This window comes from Micromonospora sp. DT229, from assembly GCF_049844505.1.
Lineage (GTDB): Bacteria > Actinomycetota > Actinomycetes > Mycobacteriales > Micromonosporaceae > Micromonospora.
The window spans coordinates 547,967-573,727 of the sequence record NZ_JBNCLD010000002.1 but is presented as its reverse complement, the minus strand read 5'-3'; the positions used below and the strand labels follow the sequence as shown (position 1 = coordinate 573,727).

At 71.6% G+C, this 25,761-nt stretch carries 16 protein-coding genes; 8 read left to right on the top strand and 8 right to left on the bottom strand.

The genetic code is table 11. From position 1 onward, the window contains the following. Window positions 1–205: 205 nt before the first annotated feature. The 3 genes from ACLQ2T_RS05460 to ACLQ2T_RS05450 form a co-directional block, all read right to left on the bottom strand. Window positions 206–364, bottom strand: coding sequence for a hypothetical protein (locus tag ACLQ2T_RS05460; protein ID WP_425764853.1), 159 nt, complete (start codon window positions 362–364; stop codon window positions 206–208). A gap of 244 nt (window positions 365–608) precedes the next feature. Then, window positions 609–2,426: a VanW family protein gene (locus ACLQ2T_RS05455; RefSeq protein WP_425764852.1), complete on the bottom strand. Its 1,818-nt coding sequence runs from the start codon at window positions 2,424–2,426 to the stop codon at window positions 609–611. Between the two features lie 116 nt (window positions 2,427–2,542). Further along, window positions 2,543–3,922 (bottom strand): polysaccharide biosynthesis protein, encoded by a 1,380-nt coding sequence (locus ACLQ2T_RS05450; RefSeq protein ID WP_425764851.1) that lies wholly within the window; start codon window positions 3,920–3,922, stop codon window positions 2,543–2,545. Window positions 3,923–4,080: 158 nt separating this feature from the next. Between ACLQ2T_RS05450 and ACLQ2T_RS05445 the strand changes: the two genes are divergently transcribed. Next, on the top strand, window positions 4,081–4,836 hold the full coding sequence (locus ACLQ2T_RS05445; RefSeq protein WP_425764850.1) for an FkbM family methyltransferase: 756 nt from the start codon (window positions 4,081–4,083) through the stop codon (window positions 4,834–4,836). 15 nt (window positions 4,837–4,851) lie between these two features. Here the strand turns inward: ACLQ2T_RS05445 and ACLQ2T_RS05440 are convergent, their stop codons facing one another. Further along, window positions 4,852–6,741, bottom strand: a complete 1,890-nt coding sequence (locus tag ACLQ2T_RS05440; protein ID WP_425764849.1) for a hypothetical protein — start codon at window positions 6,739–6,741, stop codon at window positions 4,852–4,854. A gap of 148 nt (window positions 6,742–6,889) precedes the next feature. Between ACLQ2T_RS05440 and ACLQ2T_RS05435 the strand changes: the two genes are divergently transcribed. Both ACLQ2T_RS05435 and ACLQ2T_RS05430 read left to right on the top strand, forming a co-directional pair. Then, complete coding sequence (locus ACLQ2T_RS05435; protein WP_425764848.1) at window positions 6,890–8,659, top strand: hypothetical protein; 1,770 nt, start codon at window positions 6,890–6,892, stop codon at window positions 8,657–8,659. Then, on the top strand, window positions 8,656–8,817 hold the full coding sequence (locus ACLQ2T_RS05430) for a hypothetical protein (protein WP_425764847.1): 162 nt from the start codon (window positions 8,656–8,658) through the stop codon (window positions 8,815–8,817). Before ACLQ2T_RS05435 ends, ACLQ2T_RS05430 begins: the two co-directional genes overlap by 4 nt. 86 nt (window positions 8,818–8,903) lie before the next feature. Here the strand turns inward: ACLQ2T_RS05430 and ACLQ2T_RS05425 are convergent, their stop codons facing one another. Next, entirely contained in the window at window positions 8,904–10,112 is a 1,209-nt protein-coding gene (locus ACLQ2T_RS05425) for a glycosyltransferase family 4 protein (protein WP_425764846.1), read from the bottom strand. Window positions 10,113–10,371: 259 nt separating this feature from the next. Here ACLQ2T_RS05425 and ACLQ2T_RS05420 point away from each other — a divergent pair, with 259 nt between their 5' ends. The 4 genes from ACLQ2T_RS05420 to ACLQ2T_RS05405 all read left to right on the top strand — a co-directional run bounded on the left by ACLQ2T_RS05420 (window position 10,372) and on the right by ACLQ2T_RS05405 (window position 18,443). Then, window positions 10,372–12,033: a substrate-binding and VWA domain-containing protein gene (locus ACLQ2T_RS05420; RefSeq protein ID WP_425764845.1), complete on the top strand. Its 1,662-nt coding sequence runs from the start codon at window positions 10,372–10,374 to the stop codon at window positions 12,031–12,033. Then, on the top strand, window positions 12,030–16,427 hold the full coding sequence (locus ACLQ2T_RS05415) for an alpha-(1->3)-arabinofuranosyltransferase domain-containing protein (RefSeq protein ID WP_425764844.1): 4,398 nt from the start codon (window positions 12,030–12,032) through the stop codon (window positions 16,425–16,427). Before ACLQ2T_RS05420 ends, ACLQ2T_RS05415 begins: the two co-directional genes overlap by 4 nt. Then, window positions 16,424–17,245: a class I SAM-dependent methyltransferase gene (locus ACLQ2T_RS05410; RefSeq protein WP_425764843.1), complete on the top strand. Its 822-nt coding sequence runs from the start codon at window positions 16,424–16,426 to the stop codon at window positions 17,243–17,245. Before ACLQ2T_RS05415 ends, ACLQ2T_RS05410 begins: the two co-directional genes overlap by 4 nt. 67 nt (window positions 17,246–17,312) lie before the next feature. Then, window positions 17,313–18,443, top strand: a complete 1,131-nt coding sequence (locus tag ACLQ2T_RS05405; RefSeq protein ID WP_425764842.1) for a DUF3068 domain-containing protein — start codon at window positions 17,313–17,315, stop codon at window positions 18,441–18,443. A gap of 66 nt (window positions 18,444–18,509) precedes the next feature. On the opposite strand, the gene ACLQ2T_RS05400 is transcribed toward ACLQ2T_RS05405, so the two are convergent. Next, complete coding sequence (locus ACLQ2T_RS05400) at window positions 18,510–20,180, bottom strand: DUF885 domain-containing protein (protein ID WP_425764841.1); 1,671 nt, start codon at window positions 20,178–20,180, stop codon at window positions 18,510–18,512. 253 nt (window positions 20,181–20,433) lie between these two features. On the opposite strand from ACLQ2T_RS05400, the gene ACLQ2T_RS05395 reads away from it, so the two are divergent. Then, window positions 20,434–21,636 carry a DMT family transporter gene (locus ACLQ2T_RS05395; protein ID WP_425764840.1) on the top strand — a complete coding sequence of 401 codons (1,203 nt, stop codon included), beginning with the start codon at window positions 20,434–20,436 and terminating at the stop codon, window positions 21,634–21,636. Here ACLQ2T_RS05395 and ACLQ2T_RS05390 read toward each other — a convergent pair. Both ACLQ2T_RS05390 and ACLQ2T_RS05385 read right to left on the bottom strand, forming a co-directional pair. Next, window positions 21,522–22,583, bottom strand: coding sequence for a PHP domain-containing protein (locus tag ACLQ2T_RS05390; protein ID WP_425764839.1), 1,062 nt, complete (start codon window positions 22,581–22,583; stop codon window positions 21,522–21,524). The genes ACLQ2T_RS05395 and ACLQ2T_RS05390 overlap by 115 nt on opposite strands. A 113-nt stretch (window positions 22,584–22,696) precedes the next feature. After that, on the bottom strand, window positions 22,697–25,597 hold the full coding sequence (locus ACLQ2T_RS05385) for a glycosyl hydrolase (protein ID WP_425764838.1): 2,901 nt from the start codon (window positions 25,595–25,597) through the stop codon (window positions 22,697–22,699). Window positions 25,598–25,761: the final 164 nt, after the last annotated feature.

Here is a 25,761-nt window from a genome sequence, read left to right as displayed (position 1 = left end):
GTGGGAGAGTAGGACACCGCCGGACACACTTCGATTTGAGGGCCACCCCAGCTGGGGTGGCCCTCAAACGTATACCCACCTAGTGTCACTGCCTCCGGGACCGGCGACGGCCGGCTCTGCGCCGACCCGACGGGCTCCCACAACCCCGACCACGGCGAACCCTGGGACAGGTATCAGCGTGGATGTTGGGCGAGCCGGAGAGTCTTCACGAGCTGGGAGAGAAGGTTGGGGTGACGGCCCGCCGAGAGCATTGCTCCCTGTCGGTCCAGAAGTCGCTGGCGACGACATGCGGGTCGGCGGCGGCGGTGCGATAGTTGAGGGCCATTGCGACGTCATCACCGGGGATGCGGTTGATCGCGATCAAGACTGCCTGCTCCACGTCGAGTTGGGGCAGTTCGTTGACCGTGGAGATGCTGCCCCGTACCGCCCGGAACAGGTGCGAGGAGGGTGGTCAGCAGGACGGGCAGCACCAGGCCGTTGACCCGCGGCGTGCTCTCCACGCGCTGTCTCCGTTCCTCGGCATGGTGCGGACAGGCACCGTGTCGAGGATGAGACCAGGTGCCGCCTCGGAGCATCGCCGCGGGCTCATCGTCCGGTGTCTGCCGAGGTCAGGCAGGTTCCTTGGCGCAGATGAAGCGGGGTTCCGCGTCGTAGGTCCAGCTGAACTTCTCCCGCTTGACGACCTTGCCGTCCTTCTTGATGACCCGGAAGGCGTCCTGGGTGAAGCCCTGGCTGCCGTTGGCCGGGATGCAGGTGGGCCCCGGCTCCAGGTAGACGGTCCGCGGTGAGGTGATGTTGCGCCGGGGGCCGTACTCGGTCTTGACGCTGTCCCAGATCTTCGTGCTCCAGATCGACACGGTGACCGAGTTGCCGGTGTACGAGGTGTCGATCAGTACCCCGTACTCGGTGTTGTTGCGGAACTTGAAGTCGAGGTTGGGCCAGAAGATGGTGGACTCGATCACGGCCGGGTAGCGGCTGAAGTAGTACGAGTGCGGCTTGTGCTCGACATCCTCCAGGCCGGCGTAGTACGTCGCGTTGAACAGCGTGGTGGTGAACTGCGAGGTACCCCCGCCGACCCCGGGCACCAGTTTGCCGTCGAGGATCACCGGGGCGTCCCGGTAGCCCTGGGCGTAGCCCCGCTCCCCGGTGTGGCCGTTGAGCGAGAAGGTGTCGCCGGGCAGGACCACTGTGCCGTCCACGTGCTTGGCGATCGTCACGATGTTCTGACTACGCGGCGAGGACAGCCCGCCGGTGAAGTAGGTGGTGAAGGAGGAGACCTTCTCCTTGATGCCGAGGCCGGAGACCTTCTCGGCGGTGACCTTCGGGGTGACCGGCTTGAGTTCGGCGGAGAGCGTACGACCATCGGAGCGTGGCAGGACGGCCAGCAGGTCCTCGCGGAGGGCGCCCAGGTCCACCTGCTTGCCGGAGCGCCCGTCGACCACCTTCGGCTTGCCTCCGGAGATGCTCATGGTGGCGTTCTTCGGTGCCACCTCGACCTTGTCCAGCCGGTCGCCGAGGGCGGACCGCAGCTTCTTGGCGTCCACGCTGGGGGTCAGCTTGCCGGCCTTGTCGGCCTTGAACCGGAGACTCTTGGCGATCGCTTGCGGCGGAATGGTGACCGTGCCCCGATCGGTGGTCACCTTGACCGGTGCCGAGACCGCCGGCTTGGCCAGTTCCTCGACCAGGCGGTCCACCTCCTCGGCGGAGGTGACCGGGTGGTTCTCCACCAGTGGCACGGTCACCGGCTGTCCGTTGAGCCAGCCTTCCTTGACCACCTGCACCGAATGCTCCGGGTCGACGGTCAGGCTGGGCTTCGGGTGACGTGCCTTCGGGGTGGTGCCGGTGAAGGTGATCGCCGGCATGGTCATCTTCCGGCCCTGCTTACCGACGAGCTTCTGCAGCTCGGTCTCCAGCTTCGGAACGTCGACGGAGACCACCGGCTCGATCTCGCGGGAGCCGACCAGTCGGTCCACGGCGTGCGCCTGGGCCGCCGCCGCGGCGGCCACGGTGGCTTCCACGTCGACCGTCAGGCCGACCTCGGCCGGGTTGATCTGCGCCGTGCGTTCGCCTACCCGTACCTCGATCGGGGCGGCCAGTTCGGCGGCCCGCCGGTCCAGGTGCGCCCGCAGGTCCCGGGCCGCGTCCGCACGGCTGCGCCCGCCGAGTTCGGTGCCGAGCACGGTGGTGCCGCGTGGGACGTCACCGACGTACGCCCAGGCGGCTACGACGCCGACCGAGGCCAGCACGGTGGTGGCGACCCCTGTGGCGAGCAGGATCCGGAACCGACGGGAACGCTTCACGCCGCCGCCCTGCGGTACGACCGGGGCGGGACGCTCCGGTTCCTCGACAGGCCAACTGACCGCTTTCACCTGGACCGTGGGCCGGTCGTCGTCAGCGGGCGGACGGTTCTCGCCGTACTGGGTCACAGCTACCTCTTCGGAAATGGCCGTGGGTGGAACCTTCACCCCGGGAGCAACTACGGTAGCCAACCCGACGGGGTGCGGGGGGTCTCAGCGCGCTGGGAGTCGCCATCGACACGGGTTTACCGCCTCCGGGCAGCAGAGTGCTCACTGTACGTAGTTCCCGGGTGGTCTGATCCGCCCGTCCCGACGGAGGACCGGCTGCCGGTGGTCGCGTCGGTCGCCCTTCTCGGCCGGAAGACCTGCCAGGCCATCGCCGTGGCGGTGACGGCGGCGGCGGCCAGCGCGCAGGAGAGGACTCCGGTGAGGGTGCGGGGCGCGATGAGGGTGGCGGCGGTGGCCAGGCCCAGGGTGGCCACCCACAGGGGTGCGGCCGGCCACCGTGCGCCGGTCGCCACCCTCTCGTTGACCAGCATGAACACCACCGCGTACAGGGCCCCGGTGGCGGCGAAGATCGGTGCCGTGTCGGCCAGGTGCAGGTAGTCGGCGCCGCCGGCGAGCCGGAAGGCCAGCTCGCCGCCGATGGTGGCGGCGACGACGAGGGCCACCCCACAAGCCATGATCAGACCCAGTGCGGTCAGGCGGGCGCGGCGGTCCCCCCGGGCCAGTCGGGGCAGCACCAGCAGGGTGACGACCTGGGGTGCCCACAGCGCACCCTTGGTGAGTACCGAACCGACCGCGTACGCGCCGGAGTCGGCGGCGGGCAGCAGTTGGCGGGCGAGGATCAGGTCGGCGTACGAGATGGTGAGCATCGCCAGGGTGGCGGTGCAGGCGGTGGCCACCTGCCGGGCCCCCAGCCCACGCGGTGCGAGGTCCGTCGTGCGCGGCGGCTCATCGGCTCGCAACGGGGCGCAGGCCGGCTCGTCGGCTCGCGGTGGGGGCGACACCGTGGGCGGTACGGCAGTGGTGGCGCCCGGCGGGGTGGCGAGGCGGGCCAGGATCGGCAGGGCCAGCAGCCCGGTGACCGCCGCCAACAGCAGGCAGGTGATCGGCCCGGCGCCGAACAGGAGGCCGACGACCAGGCCGCCGTACCGGCCGGTGGCCACCACGGCCATGGCGACGGCGAGCCGAAGGAAACGTTGGTCGCCCTGCAACTCACCTAGCCAACGACCGGCCAGCACGGTGGTGAAGGTGGTGGCGGCGAGCAGCAGGGTCAACGGGACCGGCAGCCGCAGGAGCACCGTCGACAGGGGTACCGCGGCCAGGGTGACCGCCCCGGTCAGCGCGGCGGTACGCAGCCCGAGCGGACCGGCACCGCCGCCACCTGCGCGGGCCCGGTGCGCGGCCACCGCGATCTGGAGCCCGAAGCCCGGTACCGCGGCGATGGCACCCAGCGCCAGGACGGTGGCCAGGGCCCCCAGATCGGCGGCGCTGAGCCGGCGGGCGCCCAGCACCGGGACGACATAGGCCAGCGCGTTGGTCACCAGGGTGGCCAGGGTGACGGCGGCACCGGCCGCACCGAGCCGGAACCGGCTGGTGTTGCTGCCCGTCGTCTGCGTCATGCCACTCCGCGTCTGCCGGCCGCCCGCCCGACCGGTCGGCTGATCCCTGCCGGGCGGGGGCCCGACCGGCAAGACGGTACCGGCCAGTAGCCTCCGCGGACAGCCCCTTACCGGCTCCCTCTGCCCAGGGCGGCCGCAAGCGTCTAGTGTGCTGCTCCATGGCGTCGACGAAGCTGGCCCCCGCAGCGACCTCCGGCCTGGCGGCCATGCTCCCCGAGCGGCTGCTCGGGGCGGCGATCCGCCGGGTCTATCCACGGGTGGAGCCGGAACTGGCCCGGTTGGCCGAGTTCGTTCCGGTCGGCGGTACGGCGGTGGACGTGGGTGCCTGGTACGGCCCGTGGACCGCCCGGTTGCTGCGGCGGGCGGCGCGGGTGGTCGCGGTGGAGCCGACGACGGCGCTGGCCGGCCAGTTGCGTACGGCCTTCCCCCGGGTGGAGGTGGTCGAGGCGGCGGTCTCCGACCACGAGGGCACGGCCACCCTGTATCTGCCCGAAGGGGGCGCTATCGTCGGCACCTCCTCGCTGGAGGATCCGACCCAGGGTGCCCCGGTGCCGGTCCGCCGGATCACCCTGGACTCGCTGGGCCTGACCGAGGTGCGGTTCATCAAGATCGACATCGAGGGTCACGAGCTGCCCGCGCTGCGCGGCGCGGCGGAGACCGTCAAGCGGGACCGTCCGGTGCTGCTGATCGAGGTGGAGGAACGGATCCAGCCGGTCGAGCCGCTGCTGGAGCTGCTGACCGGCTGGGGCTACCGCGGCTATGTGCTGCCGGACCGCGAGTGGGTGCCGCTGGCCGACTTCGACCTCGGCGGACACCAGCGGGAGGCGATCGTACGGGTCGGCCAGAGCTTCGCCCGCCGGGTCCTCTGGCCCCGGCCCCGGTACGTCAACTCGGTGCTGTTCCGCCCGGAGTGACCCGGCCGGTGGCCCTCACTCGGGTCGGGGTGCCGGGTCGCCGATGGCGATCTCGTTGGTGCAGAGCGACACCTCGCCGCTGGTCACGGTCAGTTCCACCGTGTCGCCGCCGCCGGTGATGCGGAAGAAGCGCTGGTTGAGGCCCTTGCGGACCGGGAACTGGGCCACCCCGTCGCCGAGCCGCAGGGTGGCCGTGCCGTCCGCCGAGCTGAGGTAGCCGATGCGGACCACCCAGTGCCAGTCGAAACGCGGCTCGTTCAGCGGCATCCGTACGGTCTTGCCGGTGCTGACCAGGTAGCCGCACCCCTCCTGGGGGCCGGGCTGGATGGTGCTGCCGACGATCGTGGCCACCTGGATGCGACCCAGGGCGTCGAGGACCGAGGCGTTGTCGGTTTCGTCCACGAAGGTGGGGCGGGTGCCGAAGGCCCGGAAGAACCGGGACTGGAGGTTGTACGGCGAGGAGAGGCGGGGTACGACGTTGTCCGGTACCGGGGCGTCGAAGAAAACCGTGTCCGGCGGTGCGCTGGCCATCTCGATCCGCACGGTGTCGATGTACGACCGGCTGGACTTCAGGGCCCACTCGTCGCCGTACCGGGCGGTGGTCCAGACCGTGCCCAGGCCGACCGCGACCAGCACGAGCACCAGTACGACCGCCACCGACTCCCGGTAGCGCTCCGGCACCGGGCCGAGCAGTCCCGGTGTGGGCGGCTCGGCGGGTGGCACCTCGGCCGGTGCCGGGGGCATGGTGGTGCTGGTGGTGCGGGCCAGCCCGACCACGGCCACCCCGAGGCAGATCGCCGCCACGACGACGACGTCGCTGACGTACCGGGGCACCCCACCGGCCACCCCGCTGAAGGCCGAGCCGAGCCGGGTAGCGGCCAGCATTCCGGCCACCATCGCCAGGTAGGCCGCGAGCAGCAACCAGGCCCGCCCGGCCCGGCGGCGCTGGCGTACGGTCGCCGCGACCACGGCGGCGACGATGATCCATCCCACCCAGGTGCCCAGTTGGGGCGGTGCGGCGACGGGCGCGCCGTCACCGGCCCCCAGCCACTGCCACGGCCCGCCCACCAGGCCGGGAATCACCGTGGACCCGAACATCTGGGTCAGGAAGGAGAACGCCTCCCCGACCGATTCCGGGCGACGCAGCGAGGACTCCGAGCGGCTCAGGTAGGCCGCCCCGAAGCCCAGGGACAGCACGGTCAGCACCAGCCAGGACGGCCACCAGCGGCGGATCGTGGTCCAGACGGCGCGTACCGGCCCACCGTCGGCGTAGCAGGCGACCGTCAGCAGGAAGACCAACGGCACGATCAGGATCGACTTCTCGAAGAAGAAGAGGCCGAGCAACACGGACAGGGCCAGGGTCACCAGGTGCCGTCGGCGGCCGGTCTGCACGTAGCCGACCTGTGCGCCGACCGCGAGCACCATGGCGATCTGCATCGGCAGCATGTTGACCCCGACGGCCCACCAGGTGCTCGCCTCCAGGGTCAGCGGGCTGAACAGCAGCAGGCCGAGCGGCAGGAGCAGCAGGGCGGAGGGCCGCAGCATCCGGCGCAGCAGCCGGAGGAAGGTGATCCCCAGGATCGCCTGGCCGATCGACATGAGCAGCACGTACGGCCAGTAGGCCAGGCCCACGTACTCGGTGACCAGCCAGATGAGCAGCCGCCCGCCGGGCATGAGGTGGTTGTTGTATAGCTCCAGCAGATGGGTGACCGTCAGCCGGGACTCCGCCGCCTGGGTGATCAGCACATAGTCGTCGGCGGCCAGGAAGCCGCGGGCGGCCACCTGGGCGCGCCACAACACACTGATCGCGATCATGACCAGTGCCGCCGTACCGATCCGGTCGCTGCGCAGCCAGCCGCCCGTCCTGCTCGGTGCCGCCGTCACGCTGTCCCCCGCCGATGCCATGGCGGGAAGACTGCCATACCCCTCACCGGGTCCCCTATCAGGTCAACGGCTGGTTCAACCGGCGGCCGCCGCGGGCCTGGCGGGGCGGTTACAGTGGCCGCCACCGACGCGGCCACCTCGCCGCGTACCGGCGAGGTGAGGTCGACGGATGCGGGAACGGAGCGGCTCGGTGCCCGAGGGAGGCGCCGATGCGGCGGTCGGCCGTCGGTCCTGGCTGCCGCACCTGGTGGCCGCCGCGGTGACGGCCGTGGTGCTGGCACCGTTGGCCCTGCCCGGCTACGTGCTGCGCTACGACATGGTCTTCGTGCCCAGGCAGGCGCTGAGCTGGGAGCTGATCGCCCCGGCCACGGCCCTGCCCCGGGCGGTTCCGCAGGACGCCGTGGTGGCCTTGGCTAACCAACTGGTCCCGGGGTGGCTGCTGCAACGCCTGGTGCTGGTGGCGATCGTCTACCTCGCCGCACTCGGGGCCGCCCGGCTGGTGCCGACCCGACGGACCGCCGTACGGGTGGTGGCCGCCCTCGGGTACGCCTGGACGCCGTACCTGGCCGAGCGGCTGCTGATCGGTCAGTGGGGACTGCTGGTCGCGTACGCCGCCCTGCCGTGGCTGGTGCGCGCGGCCTTCGGGGTACGGGCCGGTGAGCGGGGGGCGCTGAGCCGGCTGCTGCTGGCGGTGGCGGTCTCGGCCATCACCCCTACCGGCGGCCTGCTGGCCCTGGTGGTGGTGGTCGTCCTGACCCTCGGGCGGTATCGGGGTGCGGCCCGCGCGGTCTCGGTCGGGGTGGGGGTGACCCTGCTGCTGAACGCGCCCTGGCTGGTGGCCGGGTTCACCAGCGCCGGGGACGGCCGGTCCGATCCGGCCGGGGTGGCCGTCTTCGCCGCCCGGGCGGAGAACTGGGCCGGTCCACTGGTGGCGCTGGCCGGCACCGGCGGCATCTGGAACGCCCAGGCCACTCCGGCCTCGCGGGCTGGGCTGCTGGTGCCGTTGGCGACGGTACTGCTGGTGGTGGTGGCCGCTGTCGGGGTACCGCTGCTGCGGCGTCGCTGGGCGGGGCGAGGGGTCGGTCGGCTGGGCCTGCTGGCGGTCGGGTCCTGGCTGGCGGCCGCCCTCGGGGTGCTGCCGGGGGCGGCGGCGCTGCTCGGCTGGTCGGTGGCCCATCTGCCGGGTGCGGGGTTGCTGCGCGACGGGCAGAAGCTGCTCATGCCGTACGCCCTGCTGTTGGCGATCGCGGTGGCGTTGGGGGCGGAGCGGCTGGCCGACCTGCTGGCCGCCCGGTTCGACCTGGCGACCGGGCGGGTGTTGCTGGTCGGCGCGGCGTTGCTGCCGGTGGCGGTCCTGCCCGACCTGGCCTTCGGTGGGGCGGGTCGGCTGCGTCCGGTGGCCTGGCCGGCGGACTGGGCGACCGTCGCCCGGCTGGTGGAGCAGCGGCCGGGTGAGGTGGTGTCACTGCCCTTCCAGGAGTACCAGAGCTACGCCTGGAACCGGGGGCAGGTGGTGATCGATCCGGCGCCCCGGTACCTGGGGGTGCCCGTGTCGATCGACGACACCTTGCGGGTGGACGGCACGGCGGTGGCCGGTGAGGACCCCCGGGCCGCCGGGATTCGGCAGCTGCTCGACGCGAACGAGCCGGTGGCGGCGGCCGGCTCCCGGTGGGTGCTGGTGCAACGGGCGGCCGGTCCGCCGGTGGACCCGGCGACCCTGGCCGGGCTCCACCGGGTGTACGCGGGCGAGGACCTGACCCTGTACGAGAACCCACAGTGGCGACCCACGCCCACGCCCACCCGCCCCGGGTCGGTGGGCCTGGCCCACCTGTTGGCCGGAACGGCGGTGCTGGCCATCGGGTTTTCGGCCGCTGCGCGACGGTGCTACCGCGTGGTAGCGTCCCGGCACGCGAGTCCCGCGGAAGGAGAAGGTGGATGAGGAACCTGCCCGCGTTCGTGGCCGTCGGGGTACTCGGTGTTGTGCTCGGCATGCTGGGCAGCGTCGGTCTGGCGAACGTGCTCAGCCCGTCCGCCAAGGAGGCCGCGAACTCCAAGGTGAGTGAGCAGACCGAGGTCCCGCTGTACGGCACGCGCTGACCTCGAACGAGGCGAAGGCGCCCGCATCATGCGGGCGCCTTCTTCGCGTGTCTCCGTTCGGCCGTCGGACGATTCTGATCGGCCGGTCAGTTTCCGGTGGTGACCCGGGCGGTCATCTTCTCGCCGTGGCCTGAGCGGTCATTCCCGGCGGTGGCCTGCGCGACCAGTTGGGCGAAGCGGGCACCGGTGGCGGTCCAGGTGAACTGGGCCGCGTGGGTCAGCGCGGCCTCGCCCATCGCCTTGCGGCGTACGTCGTCGGCAAGCAGTTCCCGGACCACGGCGGTGAACTCCTGCTCGCTGTCGACGAGCAGGCCGGTCTCCGTGTCCACCATCGCCTCGGCCACCCCACCGGCGTAGCGGAAGGCCACCGTCGGGGTGCTGCACGCGGCGGCCTCCACGATGGTCAGTCCCCAACCCTCCTTGAGTGAGGGGGTCAGGGCCAGCCAGGCCGAGCAGAGCAGGGCGTGCTTCTCCTCCTCGCTGACGAAGCCGGTGAACCGGACCCGGTCGCTGATGCCCAGGGTCTCGGACAACTCGCGTAGGGGTTCCTCCCACCAGCCCTGCCCGGCCACCGCCAGTTCCAGGTCGGGCAGCTCGTCGACCAGTTCGGCGACCGTCCGCAGGGCGATCTCCACCCGCTTGTGCGGCACCAGCCGGCCCAGCACCAGCAGCGAGGGATGCGGGGTACGCGGCAGGGCCGGGCCGGTCACCGCGGAGGTGCCGTTGGGCACCACGTCGATCCGTTCGGCGTCCACCCCAAGGTCGGTCAGCTCGGCCCGGCTGGCCTCGGAGACGGTGACGTACCGGCAGCGGCGGTAGAGCCGGACCGCCAGCCGCGATTCGATCCACCAGCCCAGCCGGCTCATCCAGGGGCCGAACACCACCGGCCACTGTTCCCGGTGCACGTGGTGCACCAGGGCGATGACCGGCCGACCGACATAGAGGGGGGCGAAGAAGGGCACCCCGTTGCAGACGTCCACGACCAGATCCGGTCGGCCGAGGCCACGGCGGCCCAGCGGGCCGAAGCCGAAGCGGCCGACCAGGCAGATCAGCGCCGCGCGCAGGTAGACCGTCATCCGCGAGCCGCGGCGCAGCACCCGTACCCCGGTGTCGGTGGTGTCGGCCGGTCCCGCCTGGTCGTGTGCGGCACAGAGCAGAGTCACCCGGTGACCGGCGGTGACCAGTTCGGCGGCGATGCGTTCGATGTAGACCTCGGAGCCGCCGCCTTCGGGGTTGGTGGTGTCACGCCAGTTGAGGAACAGAACGTGGCGGGAGGGGGTGTCGGAGTGGTCCACGCTGCTCCTACCGACGAGTAAGTGAGCACGATCGCGCCACCCTAGGGCGGTGCGGCCCGGGTGCGCAATGGGCAGATCCGGCAGGGTGGGGTCCGATGTCGGTTCGTCGATCAGGGGTTTGCCGAGCCGCACAAACCTTGGCAGGGTGTGCAGCGCAACAGCGTGCGATGCTCGCCTGCCCGGTGCGGTGAACCCGTCGCGACGCCTGTGACCTGCGATGGCGTGTCGTCCGCAGGGGTGACGAGGAGGTGAGGCGGCGGTGGATGCCGACCGTCGCGCGCCCGCGCGCGCCCTGTCCCACCGTTCCCCGGTGGTGCTGCTCAGTGCCGCCCTGGCGGTGCTGCTGGCCGGCTGGGCGGCGGTGGCGTACGTGCGCGCCGACCGGGGCACGCCGACCTGCGCCGAACAGGTACGGCTGCGGGTGGCCGCCGCCCCGGTGATCGCGCCCGCGCTGGACCGGGTGGCCCGGGCCAACACCGGCAACCAGCCGTGCGTCTCCGTCGAGGTGCAGGTGCGGCCCTCGGCGGAGGTGACCCGGGAACTCGCCGAGGGCGGCGAGGTGGCCGACGCGTGGCTGCCGGAGTCGACCTTCTGGCTGCGGCGAGCCCGGGCTGCGGGTGCCTTCGAGGTCCCCGCGGCGGGTACCTCGGTGGCCAGCACCCCGGTGGTGCTGGCGGTGACCGACCGGGTGGCCCGTCGTTCCGGCTGGCCGGCCAAGCCGCTGACCTGGAAATCCCTGATCGGCGCCGAGCGTACGGTCGGGCTGCCCGACCCGGCGGCCGACCCCGCGGGGGTCGGTGCCCTGCTCGGGGTACGGATGCTGGCCGACGAGAACGGCGACTCGGCGGCGACCGTCGCGGCGACCCTGCGACGCCTGGCCACCGACACCTTCAGCCCCGCCGGGCAGACCAGCACGCTGGCTCCCGGGCGGGACCTGCCGAACCGGGTCGACATGGTCGCCGCCAGCGAGCAGGCGGTGCTCGAACACAACGCCCTGACCACCTCCGGCAAGAAGTTGGTCGCCGCGTACCCGGAGATCGCCGTACCCTGGCTCGACCTGCCGTACGTGGTGCTACCCACCGCCGAGGGGCGGGCGCGGGACGCCGCCGCCGGGTTCCTCGCCGAACTGCTCAACACCACCGCCCGGGAGGTTCTCGTCGGGCACGGCTTCCGGACCGCCTCGGGTTTCCCGCCGGCCATGCCGAGCGACGACCGGCTGGCGGCGGAGGAACGTCGACCGGTGCCGCTACCGGACGAGGAGACCGTCACCGAGGTGCTGACCGGCTGGAGCGGGGTGCAGCGAAGTGCCCGGATCCTCACCCTGCTGGACGTCTCCGGCTCGATGGCGGCCCAGGTGCCCGGCGAGGGCACCCGCCTCGAGGCGACCGTCCGTGCCGCCGAGGCGGGTGCGGCCCTGCTGCTGGACAACACCGAACTAGGTGTCTGGGCCTTCGCCACCAGACTCGACGGTGAACGGGACCATCGGGAGATCCTGCCGGTGGCGCCGCTGGGCGCCCAGCGCGAACGGTTGGCCGAGGCGCTGGACACCGTCCGGGCCAAGCCCCAGGGCGGCACCGGGCTGTACGACAGCACCCTGGCCGCGTACCGCGACGCCCGGCGGCACTGGACCCCTGGGCGGATCAACCTGGTGCTGGTGATGACGGACGGCCGCAACGAGGACGACGACAGCATCGGCCGGGCCGCCCTCCTGGCCGAACTGAAGCGGATGCAGGACCCACGCCGCCCACTGCCGATCATCTTCATCGGGCTGGGCGAAGAGATCGATCCCGAGGAGCTGAACGCGATCGCGAAGGTCACCGGCGGGCGGGTCTTCGTCACCGCCCAACCCAGCGGTATGCGCCGCATCTTCTTCTCCGCCCTGGCCGACCTGAGCTGCCTGCCGCCGGAGTGCCGCCGATGAGCCGGCTGCCGACATCCTCGGTGGGCAGACTGTCGGCTCGGCTGCGCCGCTCGCCCGGCACGGTGTTGTCGCTGCTGCTGCTCACCGCGATCGCCTTCGCGCAGCGGCCCGGCCAGGTCACCTTCGACACCAAGATCGACCTGGCCGCCAACCCGATCCACTTCATGGCCCGGGCCCTGCACCTGTGGAACCCGGAGGCCACCGCCGGGGAGTTGCAGAACCAGGCGTACGGCTACCTGTTCCCGATGGGGCCGTTCTTCGCCGTCGGTCAACTGCTGGGGGTCCCACCCTGGATCACCCAGCGGCTGTGGACGACGCTGCTGCTCGCCGCCGCCTTCTACGGGCTGCTGCGCCTGGCCCGGGTGATGAACATCGGCACCGAACCGACCCGGTACGCGGCGGCCCTCGGCTACGCCCTGGCCCCCCGCATCCTCACCGAGGTCGGTGCGCTCTCCTCGGAGACCCTGTCCGCCGCGATGCTGCCCTGGGTGCTGCTGCCGCTGGTGACCGTACGCCGGATCGGTTCACCCCGCCGGGCCGCCGCGCTGTCCGCGCTGGCCGTGCTCGGCATGGGTGGGATCAACGCGGCGGTGGTGCTGATGGCGTTGGTGCTGCCCGGCGTCTGGCTGCTCACCCGACGCTGGGACGCCGCACACCGGCGGCTGGTCGCCTGGTGGTGCGTCTGCGTGCTCGGGGTGTGCCTGTGGTGGATCGTGCCGCTGCTGCTGCTCGGCCAGTACAGCCTGCCGTTCCTGGACTTCATCGAGTCCTCCACCACCACCACGGCGGTGGCCTCGCTGTTCCAGGCGGTACGCGGCACGAACCAGTGGGTCGCGTACATCGTGCAGGGCGAGCCGTGGTGGCCGGCCGGGTGGCTGCTGATCGACCATCCGGTGTTGATGGCCCTCACCGCGGTGGTCGCGTTGATCGGTCTGGCCGGGCTGGCCGGCAACCTGCTGCCGCAGCGCCGGTTCCTGGTGGCCGGCTTCCTGACCGGGCTGACCCTGCTCACCATCGGCTACGTCGGTGCCCTGGACAGCCCGGTCTCCGAGGTGGTCCGGGGGCTGCTGGACGGGCCGCTGGCCCCGCTGCGCAACGTGCACAAGCTCGACCCGGTGCTGCGGCTGCCGCTGATGCTCGGGTTCGCCCACGGCGTCGACGCGGTGGTCACCCGGATGCATCACTCGCCGACCCGACGTCGGCCCGGTCTGCGGCTGCATCCGCTGATGTTCGTACCGGTGCTGCTGCTCGTGCTGGGCGCCGCCGCACCGGCCTGGCTGGGGCAGCTGCGTCCCGGCCCGGGCTGGGCGGACCTGCCCCCGCACTGGCGGTCGGCGGCCACCTGGCTGGCCGATCGGGACGCGCTGGCCCGCACCCTGATGGTGCCCGGCGCCGGGTTCGGCCAGTACGAGTGGGGGCGTACGGTCGACGAACCCCTGCAGGCCCTGGCCGGTGCGCCGTGGGCGGTCCGGCACCAGATCCCGCTCGGCTCGGCCGGTAACACCCGGATGATGGACACCGTCGAGGAGGTACTGGCCGGCGGCCGTGGCTCCGCCGGGCTGGCCGACCTGCTGGCCCGCTCCGGATTCCGGCATCTGCTGCTGCGCAACGACCTGGACCGGACCCAGGTGGACGCCCCGCCGGTGGCGGTGCTGCGTCGGGCCTTGGCCGAGTCGCCCGGCATCACCCGGGTAGCCACCTTCGGCAGCACCGAGGTCCTGTCCCGGATGATCAACAGCCCGGTCGACGAGGGTACCCCCGTCCTACCGGCGATCGAGCTGTACGAGGTCGACCCGCCGGTGCCGGTGGCCTCGGCGGTGCTCACCGCCGACGTGCCCACGGTCAGCGGGGGCCCGGAGTCCCTGCTGCCCCTGCTGGAGCAGGGGGTGGTGGAACGGGACCGGCCGGTGGTGCTGGCCGGCGACCGGGAGCAGACACCCGAGGCGACCGGTGACACCTGGATCGTCACCGACGGCCTGCGCCGCCGGGAACGCGACATCGGCCGGGTAGGGGACAACCTCTCCCAGACCTTGACCGCGAACGAGACCGGACGACAGGGCCGGGTCGCCCTGGACCTGCTGCCCTTCGCCGGTGAGCAGCATCAGACCACGGTGACCTACCAGGGCGTACGCGAGGTGTCCGCCTCCTCGGCGGTGAGTTTCGTGGACACCCTGGGCCCCGCCGACCCCTCCCGCCTGCCGTTCGCGGCCATCGACGGCCAGTCGCACACCGCCTGGCACTCGGCGCCGCTGAGCGGGCCGATCGGGCAGTGGCTCCAGGTCGACCTGGACACTCCCCGCCAGGTGGAGAACGTACGCCTGGAGTTCGTCACCGACCTGGCCGTGGGCTGGCCGGTGACCAAGTTCCGGCTCACCACCGACCGGGGTTCGGTGGATCACGAGGTGGCCCCGGCGCTGGGCGGTCACACGTACTACACGCTGCCCGGCCCGACCAGTCGGGTGCGGGTCACCGTGCTGGCGGTTGCCGAGGGACGCCTCGACGGTGCCGTGGGCATCCGGGAGCTGGCCATCCCGGAAACCGAGCCGCGGCGCGTGCTGCGTGCCCCCACGGACCTGCCGCAGGATCCGGCCGCGCCGGTGAGCTGGGTGTTCAGCCGGGGTCCGGCCGACCGCCCGGCGTGCCACCTGACCGAGGCGGCGGAGGCGGACCGGATCGTCCCGGTCGGGTCGGCGAGCAGGCCACCGGTGCGGGCCGCCGACACGGTGATCCGCTGCGACCGGTTCCTGGCCCGGGTCGGTGAGGAACCGCTGGGAGTGGACCGCATCTTCCGCAACCCGGCCGCCGGCACGTACCGGATGGCGTTGCGGGCGATGCCCCGCCCCGGGGGTGCGCTGAAACTCTCCGGCGTGGGCGTGACGGCCGACGCCTCCTCCCGGTTGGCGGGCGACCCCGCCGTGACGCCGTACGCGGCGATCGACGGCGACCCCGGTACGGCCTGGTTGGCCGACACCGGTGACCTGCGCCCGACCCTGCGGCTGAGCTGGTCGGGTCCGCGCCGGATCGACGAGCTGCGACTGCGGGCCGCGCAACTGCCGATCGGCTCCCTGCCCGACGAGGTCGAGATCCACACCCCCGGGCGGGAGGTGGTGGTGCCGGTGGGCGCCGACGGGACGGTGACCTTCCCGGCGGTACGCACCGACCGGATCGAGATCGTGGTGCGGTCGACCGAACTGCGGATCGCCGACCAACGGGGCAACGGCTGGCCCGCCACGGCCGGGATCGCCGAGGTGGAGATCCCCGCCCTGGCGAAGCTGCTGAAGCCGATCGACGCCGAGACCCGGGTGGTCGAACGGTGTGGTGACGGGCCGACCGTCGAGTTGGACGGTCAGCGCTACGACACGTCGGTGAGCGCCCGGTTCGGTGATGTGCTGGCGGGTCGACCGGTGCCGCTGCGGATCTGCGGGGCGGGCGGCGCGGTGCTGGACCTGCCGGCCGGTGGGCATCGGCTGGCGACCTCCCCCTCGAAGGGGTTCCTGGTGCAGTCCGCGACCCTGCGACCGGTACCGGACCGGACCTCGCCTGCGGCGGACGACTCGACCTCGCCTGCCAGCGGGGGCGACGATTCGGGGCCGCCGGAGGTCGGCGGGCCGCGGCATCGGGCCGTGACCGTGCTGGACTGGGCACCGACGGATCGTCGGGTCCGGGTCGCCGGTGGGGAACCGGCGCTGCTGGTGGTGCCGGAGAACGCCAACCCGGGCTGGAAGGCCACCCTCGAGGGTGTGTCGCTGACCGCCACCCGGGTCGACGGGTGGCAGCAGGCCTGGTTCCTGCCGGCCGGTGCCGGGGGTGAGGTCAGGCTGGTCTTCGCCCCGGACCGGGCGTACCGGGGGGCCCTGCTGGTCGGTGCCCTGACGGCCGTGGGGGTGCTGCTGCTGGCCGCCTGGCCGGTGCGCCGCCGATTGACGGTCAGCGCCCAGGGCCAGGCTGCGGTGGCTGGCGGCCCGGCGGGGGTGATCCCCCCGGAGGCACCGGCCTGGATGATCGGTGGCCTGCTGGTGGTGCTGCTCGCCGCCCTGGGCGGGGTGTTGCCGGTGGCGATCGTGCTGGCCGCGATGGTGCTGCGGCAACTGGCCGTACGGGCCCTGCCCGTGGTGGTGCTCGGCGGACTCACGGCGGCCACGGTGATCGCGGTGACCGGTCGGGTGCAGGGCCACGGACAGGCGTGGGCCTACAGCTCGTGGGTGCAGGCGGCGATGCTGGTCGCGATCGGTGCGGTGGTCGCGGCGGTGATGCCCGCACCCGGCGTACGGGCCGACCCACCCGTCGCGCATGATGTGACGCCGGGCACATCCGGTCAGCCGGCGGCGGTCCCCGAGGCCAGGACCGACGGTGAGGCCGGGGTCGACGGCGAGGATGGGACGGTGACGCGGTGACGGCTACTGACGATCGGGCGCGGCGGGCGGCGCGGCGTCGCTTCGCCACCCTGCGCCGGTCGGTGACCCTGTTCCGGGCCTTCCTGGTCGAACAGACCGACCCGGACCACTTCTACGGCCTGCTCGCCGACGACTCGGTACGCCAGGTGCACGGCTACACGGAGCTGGCCGGCCGGACCGTGCTGGACGTGGGCGGTGGGCCGGGATACTTCGCGGCCGCCTTCCGCGCGGCCGGGGCCTACTACGTCGGGCTGGACCCGGACGTGGGGGACTTCTCCGCGGCCGGTGAGTCCGTGGCCGGAATGCTGCGGGGCAGCGGGACGGCCCTGCCGGTACGCACCGGTAGCGTGGACGTGGCCTTCTCGTCCAACGTGGTGGAACATGTCGCCGAGCCGCCCCGGATGCTCGACGAGATGGTCCGGGTCACCCGCCCCGGCGGGCTGATCTTCGTGTCGTACACCCCGTGGTTCTCGCCGTGGGGTGGGCATGAGACCGCCCCCTGGCATTACCTCGGCGGCGACCGGGCCCGGCGTCGGTACGAACGCCGCACCGGACGGCCGCCGAAGAACCGGTTCCGGGAGACCCTGTTCCCGGTGTCGATCGCCGACACCCTGCGCTGGGCGCGAGGAAACGGCGAGATCGAGATGGTCGACGCGCTACCCCGCTACCACCCCTGGTGGGCGCGATGGGTGATCCGGGTACCCGCCGTCCGTGAAGTGGTGGCTTGGAACTTCGTCCTGGTGTTGCGCCGCCGCACCGAGCATCAGCCCGACACGGTGCAGAAATCAGAGCTGACCGGGGGTCGCGTTGCTATGTGACCAAGTAGTAACCTCGCGCCATCCCACTGATTGACACCGACGAAATTCGCTCCTCTAGGGAGGAAACATGAAGCACCGCGCCGTGGGTGCCGTGCTGTTCGGCGGGGGCGTTCTGCTCCTGGCGTTGGCCGCCGGACTGGTGTTCGTCGTCAAACCGGCGATGACCAAACTGCCCTACGACCTGGAGCCCTCCACCTCGGTCGCCGAGGCCAAGGGGGCGACCTTCCTCCAGATCACCAATGGCGCGGTCGCCATCGACCAGGCCGACCTGAAGTCCACCATCCTGGTCACCCCGGACCGCGACAAGACCGCCGCGCTCAGCGGCGACCTCGCCGGTGACACCGTGGTGTGGCGGGTCGGACAGACCGTCGACCGGACCGACACCAAGGAACTGATCAGCGCGTACGGCGCGGAGCTGGCCCTGGATCGGGTCTCCGGTGCGGCCGTCGACTGGAACGACCAGTTCCTCGACGAGAGCGGCGCCCCGGAGAAGGTCTCCTTCGCCGGGCAGGTCTACAAGTTCCCGTTCGACGCGGAGCAGGAGAACTACGAGGTCTTCGACCGGGACCTGCGGCAGACCCGGATGGCCGAGTTCAAGGGCACCGAGGAGATCGAGGGCCTGGAGACCTACCGGTACGAGCAGGTCATCAGCGACGAGAAGCTGCCCCTGCCCGCCGAGCGGGTCGGCCTGCTGCTGGGCGCGCTGGCCCCGGAAGCCACCTCGGGCGACGTCGTCTACAGCAACACCCGTACGGTCTGGGTCGACCCGGTGACCGGCTCCTACATCAAGGTGCGGGAGCAGCAGAAGAAGACCCTGATGCCGAACGCGGGCAGCCCGGTGACCCTGCTGGACGCGGACTTCCTCTACAACGACGAGACCGTCACGGCCTCGGCCGACCGGGCCAAGTCGAGTCGGGGTCAACTGACGATCCTGGGGGTCTGGGCCCCGCTCGGCCTCGTCGTGCTGGGTCTGGCGCTGATCGCCGCCGCGCTGCTGTTCTCCCGTCGGCCCGCCCCGGCGGCCGTGCCCACCCGGCGACACCGGGCGGACTCGGCCCCGACCCGGGTGGACCAGCAGCCGGTACGCCAGGGCGGTCCGCTGACCGACGAGATCCCGCCGGCCTCGACCAACTGGCGTTCCGAGGACCCCACCGTGCCGATCCAGCGCGGCAACCAGGGCGAGGCGGAGCGGCACTGACCCGCCGGGCACGGCAACGCTGAAGGGGTGGACCCGCGCGGGGCCACCCCTTCACCGTGTCTGGACTCAGAACCGGGCCAACGCCCGACGCAGCGGGTCCAACCCGAGCGCACCGAGGTCGAGCGCCTGCCGGTGGAACTCGCGCAGGTCGAAGTCGGCGCCCTTGCGGGTCTTGGCCGCGTCGCGGGCCTGCAGCCAGATCCGCTCACCCACCTTGTACGACGGGGCCTGCCCCGGCCAGCCCAGGTAGCGGTTCAACTCGAAGCGCAACTGCTCGTCCGGGACCCGGCAGTGCGCCCGCAGGAACTCCCAGCCCAACTCAGGGGTCCAGCGTTCCCCGGGGTGGAAGTCGAAGGGGTTGTCCTTCGGGATCTCCAGCTCCAGGTGCATCCCGATGTCGACGATCACCCGGGCCGCCCGGAAGGCCTGCCCGTCCAACATGCCGAGCTTGTCACCCGGATCCTCCAGGTAGCCCAGTTCGTCCATCAACCGCTCGGCGTACAGGGCCCAGCCCTCACCGTGCCCGGAGACCCAGCAGAGCAATCGCTGCCAACGGTTGAGTAGCCCGGCCCGGACGGCGGTCTGGCCGACCTGGAGATGATGGCCGGGCACCCCCTCGTGGTAGACCGTGGTCACCTCACGCCAGGTGGAGAAGTCGGTGACACCCTGCGGCACCGCCCACCACATCCGGCCCGGTCGGCTGAAATCCTCGCTGGGACCGGTGTAGTAGATGGCTCCGTCACTGGTCGGCGCGATCATGCATTCGATGCGGCGTACCTGCTCGGGGATGTCGAAGTGGGTGCCGTTGAGATCGCTGATCGCCTGGTCGGCGAGCTGCTGCATCCAGTCCCGGAAGGCCTCCTTGCCCACGATGGTGCGGGCCGGGTCGGTGTCCAGCGCGCTGACCGCCTCGTCGATGGTGGCCCCGGGGGTGAGGATCTGCCCGGCCACCGTCCGCATGTCGGCCTCCAGGCGGGCCAGCTCGGAGAACCCCCAGGCGTACGTCTCGTCGAGGTCGATCCGGGCACCGAGGAAGTACTGCGAGGCCAACTCGTAACGCTCCCGCCCGGCGGCCTGCTTCTCCCGCCCGCGCGGGGCCATCTCGGTACGCAGGAACTGCCCGAACTCCGCCGTGGCCGCCGTGGCCGCCGCCGCACCCCGACGCAGGTCGGCGTCGAGGCTGCCCTCGGCGCCCAGGCGCTCGACGAGCCCGTGGAAGACGTTGTCCCCCTCCGGGTCCACCCAGGCGTCGCACTGCTTGGCGACCTCGATCAGCTGGGCCTGCGAGCTGATCTTGCCGGCCGCCGCCGCCTCGCGCAGGGTCGTCTTGTAGCCCTCCAGCGCACCGGCGAAGAGGTTCAACCGGGCGGCGATGTTGGCCTGCGCCTGCGTACCCTCGGTGGGCATCAGGTCGAAGACCATTCGCGTGTGGTGCAGCCCGCTGGTGATGACGTTGACCTCGCTGGTCGTCTCGCCGGCCTGATAACGGGCCAGGTCCAGACCCAACCGCTCCTGCATCGCCTCCCGGGCGATGCGCTCGCCGTCGGTGTCCGGCTCGGTGGCGTCGAGGTCGGCCAGGGTGCGGCGGGTCAACTCGGCCTGCGCGGCGTACCCGTCCGGCGACAGGTCATCCAACCGGTCCTCGTAACCGGAGATGCCGACGTAGGTGGCGCCGGTAGGGCTCAGAGCGGCCCACTCGGCAACGTAGCGGTTGGCGATATCGTCGATTCGTCCCACGCCCGCGACCCTACGCGAGACGGCCGGGCGGAGGCTGCCGCCTTTCGCGGACCCGTCCGCCGGGCGTGGCGGCCTGAAGTCAGGGCAGCGTACGGCACCCGTCCCTCCGCGCAGCGCATCGGCATCGCCATCGGAACACACCTCCTCGGCAGGTCAACGCAGTACCAATGTGGGTGGTTCCGTGGTGCTCGACACGACAGCCGAAACCCCCAGGACAACGCCGTGCCCAAGGGGCAGAGTGTCAGGGGTGACCATGGACTTCACCCCTGACAAGCCGGCCTTGCGGAGCTGGCTGCCCGGATTCGTCGCCCTCGCCGCCATCTGGGGTTCCAGCTTCCTGTTCATCAAGGTCGGCGTGGCGGAACTGCACCCCTTGCACCTCACCCTCTACCGGGTCGGCGCCGGTGCGCTGACCCTGCTGGTGGTGCTCGCCCTGCTTCGGGACCGACTGCCCAGGGATTCGCGCGTGTGGGGCCACCTCTCCGTGATCGCCGCTTTCGGGGTGGCTGTGCCGTTCACCCTGTTCGGCTACGGCGAGCAGCGGATCGAGTCGTTGCTTGCCGGCATCTGGAACGCCACCACCCCGCTAGTGGTTCTGCCGATGGCGGTGCTGGTGTTCCGTACCGAGCGGGTGACCGTCCGCAATGCCGTCGGATTGGCGCTCGGCTTCGCTGGTGTGCTTGTGGTGCTTGGCGTCTGGCAGGGCGTCGGCGGTGCCCACCTGGTCGGTCAGCTGATGTGTTTCGGGGCGGCGGCCTGCTACGGCCTCGCCATTCCGTACCAGAAGAAGTTCGTCGCGGGCAGCAAGCTGTCCGGACTGTCGTTGTCGGCTGCACAGTTGGTGCTCGCCACGGCCCAACTCGCCATCGTGGCGCCGCTGGTGGCCGGCGCGCCGCCCGCACCGACCAGCCTGTCGCCGAGCGTGTTCGCCGCCGTGCTGGTGCTGGGCGCGATCGGTACCGGACTGGCCTTCGTCATCAACCTGCGCAACATCCGGCTCGTGGGTGCCACCACGGCCGCCATGGTGACCTACCTGATTCCGGTCTTCGCCATCGTGATCGGTGTGCTCGTGCTCGGCGAGCGGCTCACCTGGCATCAGCCGGTCGGTGCGTTGATCGTGTTGCTCGGGGTGGCCGTGTCGCAGGGGCTGGTCGGCCGTGGTCGTTCGCCGTTTCGGCGGAATGGCGGTGACGCGGCCCCACGGATACCGCCATTACGGCGATATGGAGTGGATCAAGCGGTGGTGCCCCGGTTCCGGATGGAGTCGGGGCCTCCGGTGGTCCTGTCTGGAGGGCCGAGTGTCCGGGTGGGCCAGGGGCAGGTGGGTCAGGGGCGGGTGGGTCAGGAGTGGGTCCAGGTGATCAGGTCGTCGGCGGTCCAGGTGTTGATGACCCGGTCGGCGGGGACCCCGCAGAGGGCGGCCCGCTCGCAGCCGAAGCGTTGCCAGTCCAGCTGACCCGGGGCGTGGGCGTCGGTGTCGATGGCGAAGAGGCAGCCGGCCTCCAGGGCGCGGCGGATCAACCGCTTCGGCGGGTCCTGACGTTCCGGACGGGAGTTGATCTCCACGGCGGTGCGGTGTTCGACGCAGGCGGCGAAGACCGCGTCGGCGTCGAAGTCGCTCTCCGGGCGGGTACGGGCCCGGTGCCCCCGATCCCCCGGGCCGGTCACCCCGGCCGGGCGAGAGGAGACCATCCGGCCGGTGCAGTGTCCGAGGATGTCCAGGTGGGGGTTGGCGACCGCGGTCAGCATCCGACGGGTCATCTTCGCCCGGTCGTCCTTGAGGCCACTGTGCACCGAGCCGACCACCACGTCGAGCCGGGCCAGCAGCTCCTCCTCCTGATCCAGGGAACCGTCGGCGAGGATGTCCACCTCGATGCCGGTGAGGATCCGGAATCCCTCCGGCAACGCCTCGTTGAGTTGTGCCACATGGTCGAGTTGTCGACGTAGCCGATCGGCGGTCAGGCCCCGGGCCACCTTCAGCCGGGGGGAGTGGTCGGTCAGCACCAGGTACTCGTGGCCCAGTTCGACCGCGGCCAGGGCCATCTCCTCGATCGGGGAGCCGCCGTCGGACCAGTCGGAATGGGTGTGGCAGTCGCCGCGCAGGGCGGCCCGCAGCCGGGTGGCCTCGGCATCCAGATCGGTGCCCTCGGTGGCGAGCAGCCGCCGCAGGTAGACCGGTTCCTCGCCGGCCAGGGACTCGACCACGCAGCGGGCGGTCACGTCACCCACCCCGGCCAGTTCGGTGAGCTTGCCGGTGCGGGCCCGCTGGGTCACCTCCTGCGCGGGCAGGGCGGCCAGGGCGTTCGCCGCCGACCGGAAGGCGCGGACCCGGTAGGTGGCCTCGTTCGCCCGCTCCAGCAGGAAGGCGATCCGACGCAGGTCGGCGATGGGATCACGGGTCATGTTCTGCAACCTACGCGCCCGCGCCGCCGGTCGGGAGACGACCGGCGGCGCGGGGTGGTGGAACCGGAGCAGCCGGTGGAGACCGCCTGCCCTGCCACCTGGACGGACGGGGATCAGCTGTACGGCAGCCTGATCAGCGAGCGGTTGCCGATCCCCAGGGTGGTGGGGTTGGTGCCGATGGCGGACCAGACCTCCACCCGTACGGTGCCGCCGCGCAGGTTGCCCAGTGAACCGGTGCTGGAGAGCAGCCCGGCGGCCTGGGTGTAGTTCTCCCAACCGGAGACCGGATCGGTGGCGAAGTAGCGGTAGGTCTCCACCCGTTCCCAACTTCCGTCGCCGGTCAGGTCGTACGAGATGCGGGTCTGCACCCCGTTGCCGACCGCCGAACCGGCGTCCAGAAGGAAGTCGAAGCCGGTCTGCCCACCGTTGTGGTTGAGGTTGAGCCCGGTCGCGGTGAACACCAGCGGGTTGCGCGGGGTGCCGTCGTAGTTGGCGCCGCCGGCACTGGTCACGGTGGTCGTGCCGGCGTTACCCGTCGCGCCCAGGCCGCCGCCGGACAACAGGTACCGCACCGGCGAGCTGGAGGGCCCGGTGGGGGTCGGGGTGGGGGTAGGCGTCGGAGTCGGAGTGCGCGTCGGGGTCGGGGTCGGTGAGGGTGTGCCGCCACCGCCGCTGCCGCCGCTCCAGGTGTGTGCGCCGCTGGTGGCGGTCCGTCCCGGTGCCACGGTCAGTTGGGTCCCGTCGGAGAACCGTACGGTCAGTTGGGTGTGGGAGATGTTGCTGGCCACGTACGTCCGGGCGCCGTTGCGGTTGAAGACGGCGGCCAGCGGATGGTTGGCGGTGATCCCGGTGTCCACCCGGCCCAGGGCGGCCAGGTTGCGTACCCAGTGGAAGGTGTGCGCCCGACTCTCCCCCTCCTCCGGGGTGTAGCCGGGGTTGGCCCGCAGCTTGGCCAGGGCGGCGTCCGGGTCGCCGAGGGCCAGGTGCTGCCAGTGCAGGTCCTGCCAGATGGTCGGCTCACCGCCGTTGTTGCGGACCAGTTCGGCGTACTTCTGGGCGTTGTCGTTGGGGTGGTAGCCCAGGTAGAGGTGCCCACCGGTGATCGGCAGCAGGTTGATGCCCTGGATCATCTCCGGTTCGGCGCTGAACCAGGTGGCGTACGCCCCGCCGTCTCCCCAGACCATGCCGACGTTGTTGTGGCCGAAGGCGGCGGGGAAGTTCTCGCCGCTGACGTCGAACCAGTACTCGTGGATGGCCGCCGCCTGGGTGGTGTAGATGAAGATCCCGGCGTCGCGTACGGCGGTGTTGCCGGTGGCCTGTCCCCACTGGATCAGGGCGTTGGCGAAGTTCATCCCCTCCGAGGAGGACTCCTGGTTGTTGCCGCTGGCGAACGCCCCGTGCCCGGAGGCCCAGTCGTGCCCGGCGTAGATGTCGAAGTCACGCAGGTACGGGAAGCGGCTGTCGGTGCGGTCGTAGTTGTTTGCGTCCCGGATCAGCAGGTCGATCATGCCGCCGTACTGGTCCTGGCGGGCCCAGGTCGGGTCGAACTTGGCCAGGGTGGCGGCGGCGGCGATGTAGTAGCCGTAGTGGAAGTGGTGGTCGTTGAGTTCCTGGTCGGAGCCGTACGAGCCGGGGTAGCCGATCAGGGTGCCCCAGCGCTGGTCGTAGTAGAACAGCCGCTCGGTCTCGCCTGGCGAGGCGGTGAGCCAGTCAGTCAGGGTGGCCCGGATGGCGTTCAGCGCGGCCGTACGGGTCTCGGTGTCGCCGACCTGGTCGGCGATCTCGGCGATCCGGGCCGCCCGGCCCAACCCCTTGCCGGTCCAGTAGGTGTCCGCACCTCGCTGATCCATCGGGTTGCCCCGCACGGCCGCCAGGTGTTGCCGCAGGGTGGTCAGGTCGGCCCCGGCCCCGGTGGCGACGGCGGGCACCTCGGGCAGTACCCCGTGGAAGCGCATCGAGGTGCGGAACTCGGCGACCCCGGTCAGCACCTTCATCCGGCCCCGGGCCGACGGGTAGGTCTGGCTGATCGGGGTGGCCCCGGTCAGGGCCTTCCACTGGTGGGGGTAGAGGCTGACGACCGTACGGGTCTCGGTGCCCTCCCGCGGGGTGGTGGTGAAGGCGTACCGGGTCTCCACCTGGCTGCTCGACTGCTGGTAGCTGTAGGACACCCGGGTACCGGTGACGTGCGCGTGCGCGTACCGGCCGTAGGTGGCGGCCAGTTGGGTCCGGGTGGTGGCGTCCGTGGTGGCCGGCAGCAGGGCCAGGGAGAAGTAGCCCCGACCGGCCAGGTTGGAGCTGATTCGGCCGCCGCTGACGGTCCAGGTGGCCCCGGTCGGCGCGTACCCGACGTAGTCGTGGCCGCGCACGGTGAAGCCGATGGTGGCGCCGCTGTTGGACCAGACCGTCGGGCTGCCGCCGGTCACGTTGATCACCGCGTCCCCGCCGCTGCTGCGGAAGTAGGTGAAGGGCAGACCGTGGCCGATGGTGGCCCGCAGGGTGCGTGACCCGTCGCTCCAGTACGGGGTGACCGTCCAGTCCGTCCAGTCGTCGACCAGCACGTTCGGGGCGCCCAACCCGGCCACCCCGACCCGGAGGTCCTCGACGTAGGGGTACTTGAACTCGCCGACCCCGGTGGCGGTGCCGGTGATGGTGGGCGTGGAGGTCGCGGAGAAGCCGAGCCCGTCGGTGACCGGTTGGTAGGCCAGCGGGTGGGCGTGCAGGGGCTCACTGAAGGTGCAGTTGAGGCGCTTCCACAGCAGGGAGGACCACCAGTCGTTGGTCGGCACCGGCCCGGCCGGTGCGGCGCTGGTGGCGTACTGCCGGGGGTTGGTGGTGAGGTTCCCGCAGCCGCTGGGGAGCGGTCCGACCGGTGTGGTGGTGTAGCTGCCGGCGCCGACCGGCGCGGCCTGTGCGGCGGGGGCGGCGATGACGGCCAGCCCGCCGAGGACGAGGGCCGCGGCGGCGCCGGCGGCCAGGAGTCGATTGTGGGTGCGGCGTGGGACGGGAGGTCGCATCTTTCCTCCATCGCGCCCATCCGACCGATGCCGGTGGCGCGTTTCGTCGGCATTGTGAGTTAAGTGCTCCCAGAGAGCGCTCTCTGAGTCGATAGCCGGACGGTAGTTCACGAATGAGACATCCGTCAATGTTGCGGGGTGATGACGTGCGGATGACGCGGGAC

What these genes read in the sequence shown, in the direction of transcription:
- ACLQ2T_RS05385 (WP_425764838.1), bottom strand. Translation starts at nt 25,597, where the DNA reads ATGCGACCTCCCGTCCCACGCCGCACCCACAATCGACTCCTGGCCGCC.
- ACLQ2T_RS05390 (WP_425764839.1), bottom strand. Translation starts at nt 22,583, where the DNA reads ATGACCCGTGATCCCATCGCCGACCTGCGTCGGATCGCCTTCCTGCTG.
- ACLQ2T_RS05395 (WP_425764840.1), top strand. Translation starts at nt 20,434, where the DNA reads ATGGACTTCACCCCTGACAAGCCGGCCTTGCGGAGCTGGCTGCCCGGA.
- ACLQ2T_RS05445 (WP_425764850.1), top strand. Translation starts at nt 4,081, where the DNA reads ATGGCGTCGACGAAGCTGGCCCCCGCAGCGACCTCCGGCCTGGCGGCC.
- ACLQ2T_RS05450 (WP_425764851.1), bottom strand. Translation starts at nt 3,922, where the DNA reads ATGACGCAGACGACGGGCAGCAACACCAGCCGGTTCCGGCTCGGTGCG.
- ACLQ2T_RS05435 (WP_425764848.1), top strand. Translation starts at nt 6,890, where the DNA reads ATGCGGGAACGGAGCGGCTCGGTGCCCGAGGGAGGCGCCGATGCGGCG.
- ACLQ2T_RS05415 (WP_425764844.1), top strand. Translation starts at nt 12,030, where the DNA reads ATGAGCCGGCTGCCGACATCCTCGGTGGGCAGACTGTCGGCTCGGCTG.
- ACLQ2T_RS05440 (WP_425764849.1), bottom strand. Translation starts at nt 6,741, where the DNA reads ATGGCATCGGCGGGGGACAGCGTGACGGCGGCACCGAGCAGGACGGGC.
- ACLQ2T_RS05430 (WP_425764847.1), top strand. Translation starts at nt 8,656, where the DNA reads ATGAGGAACCTGCCCGCGTTCGTGGCCGTCGGGGTACTCGGTGTTGTG.
- ACLQ2T_RS05405 (WP_425764842.1), top strand. Translation starts at nt 17,313, where the DNA reads ATGAAGCACCGCGCCGTGGGTGCCGTGCTGTTCGGCGGGGGCGTTCTG.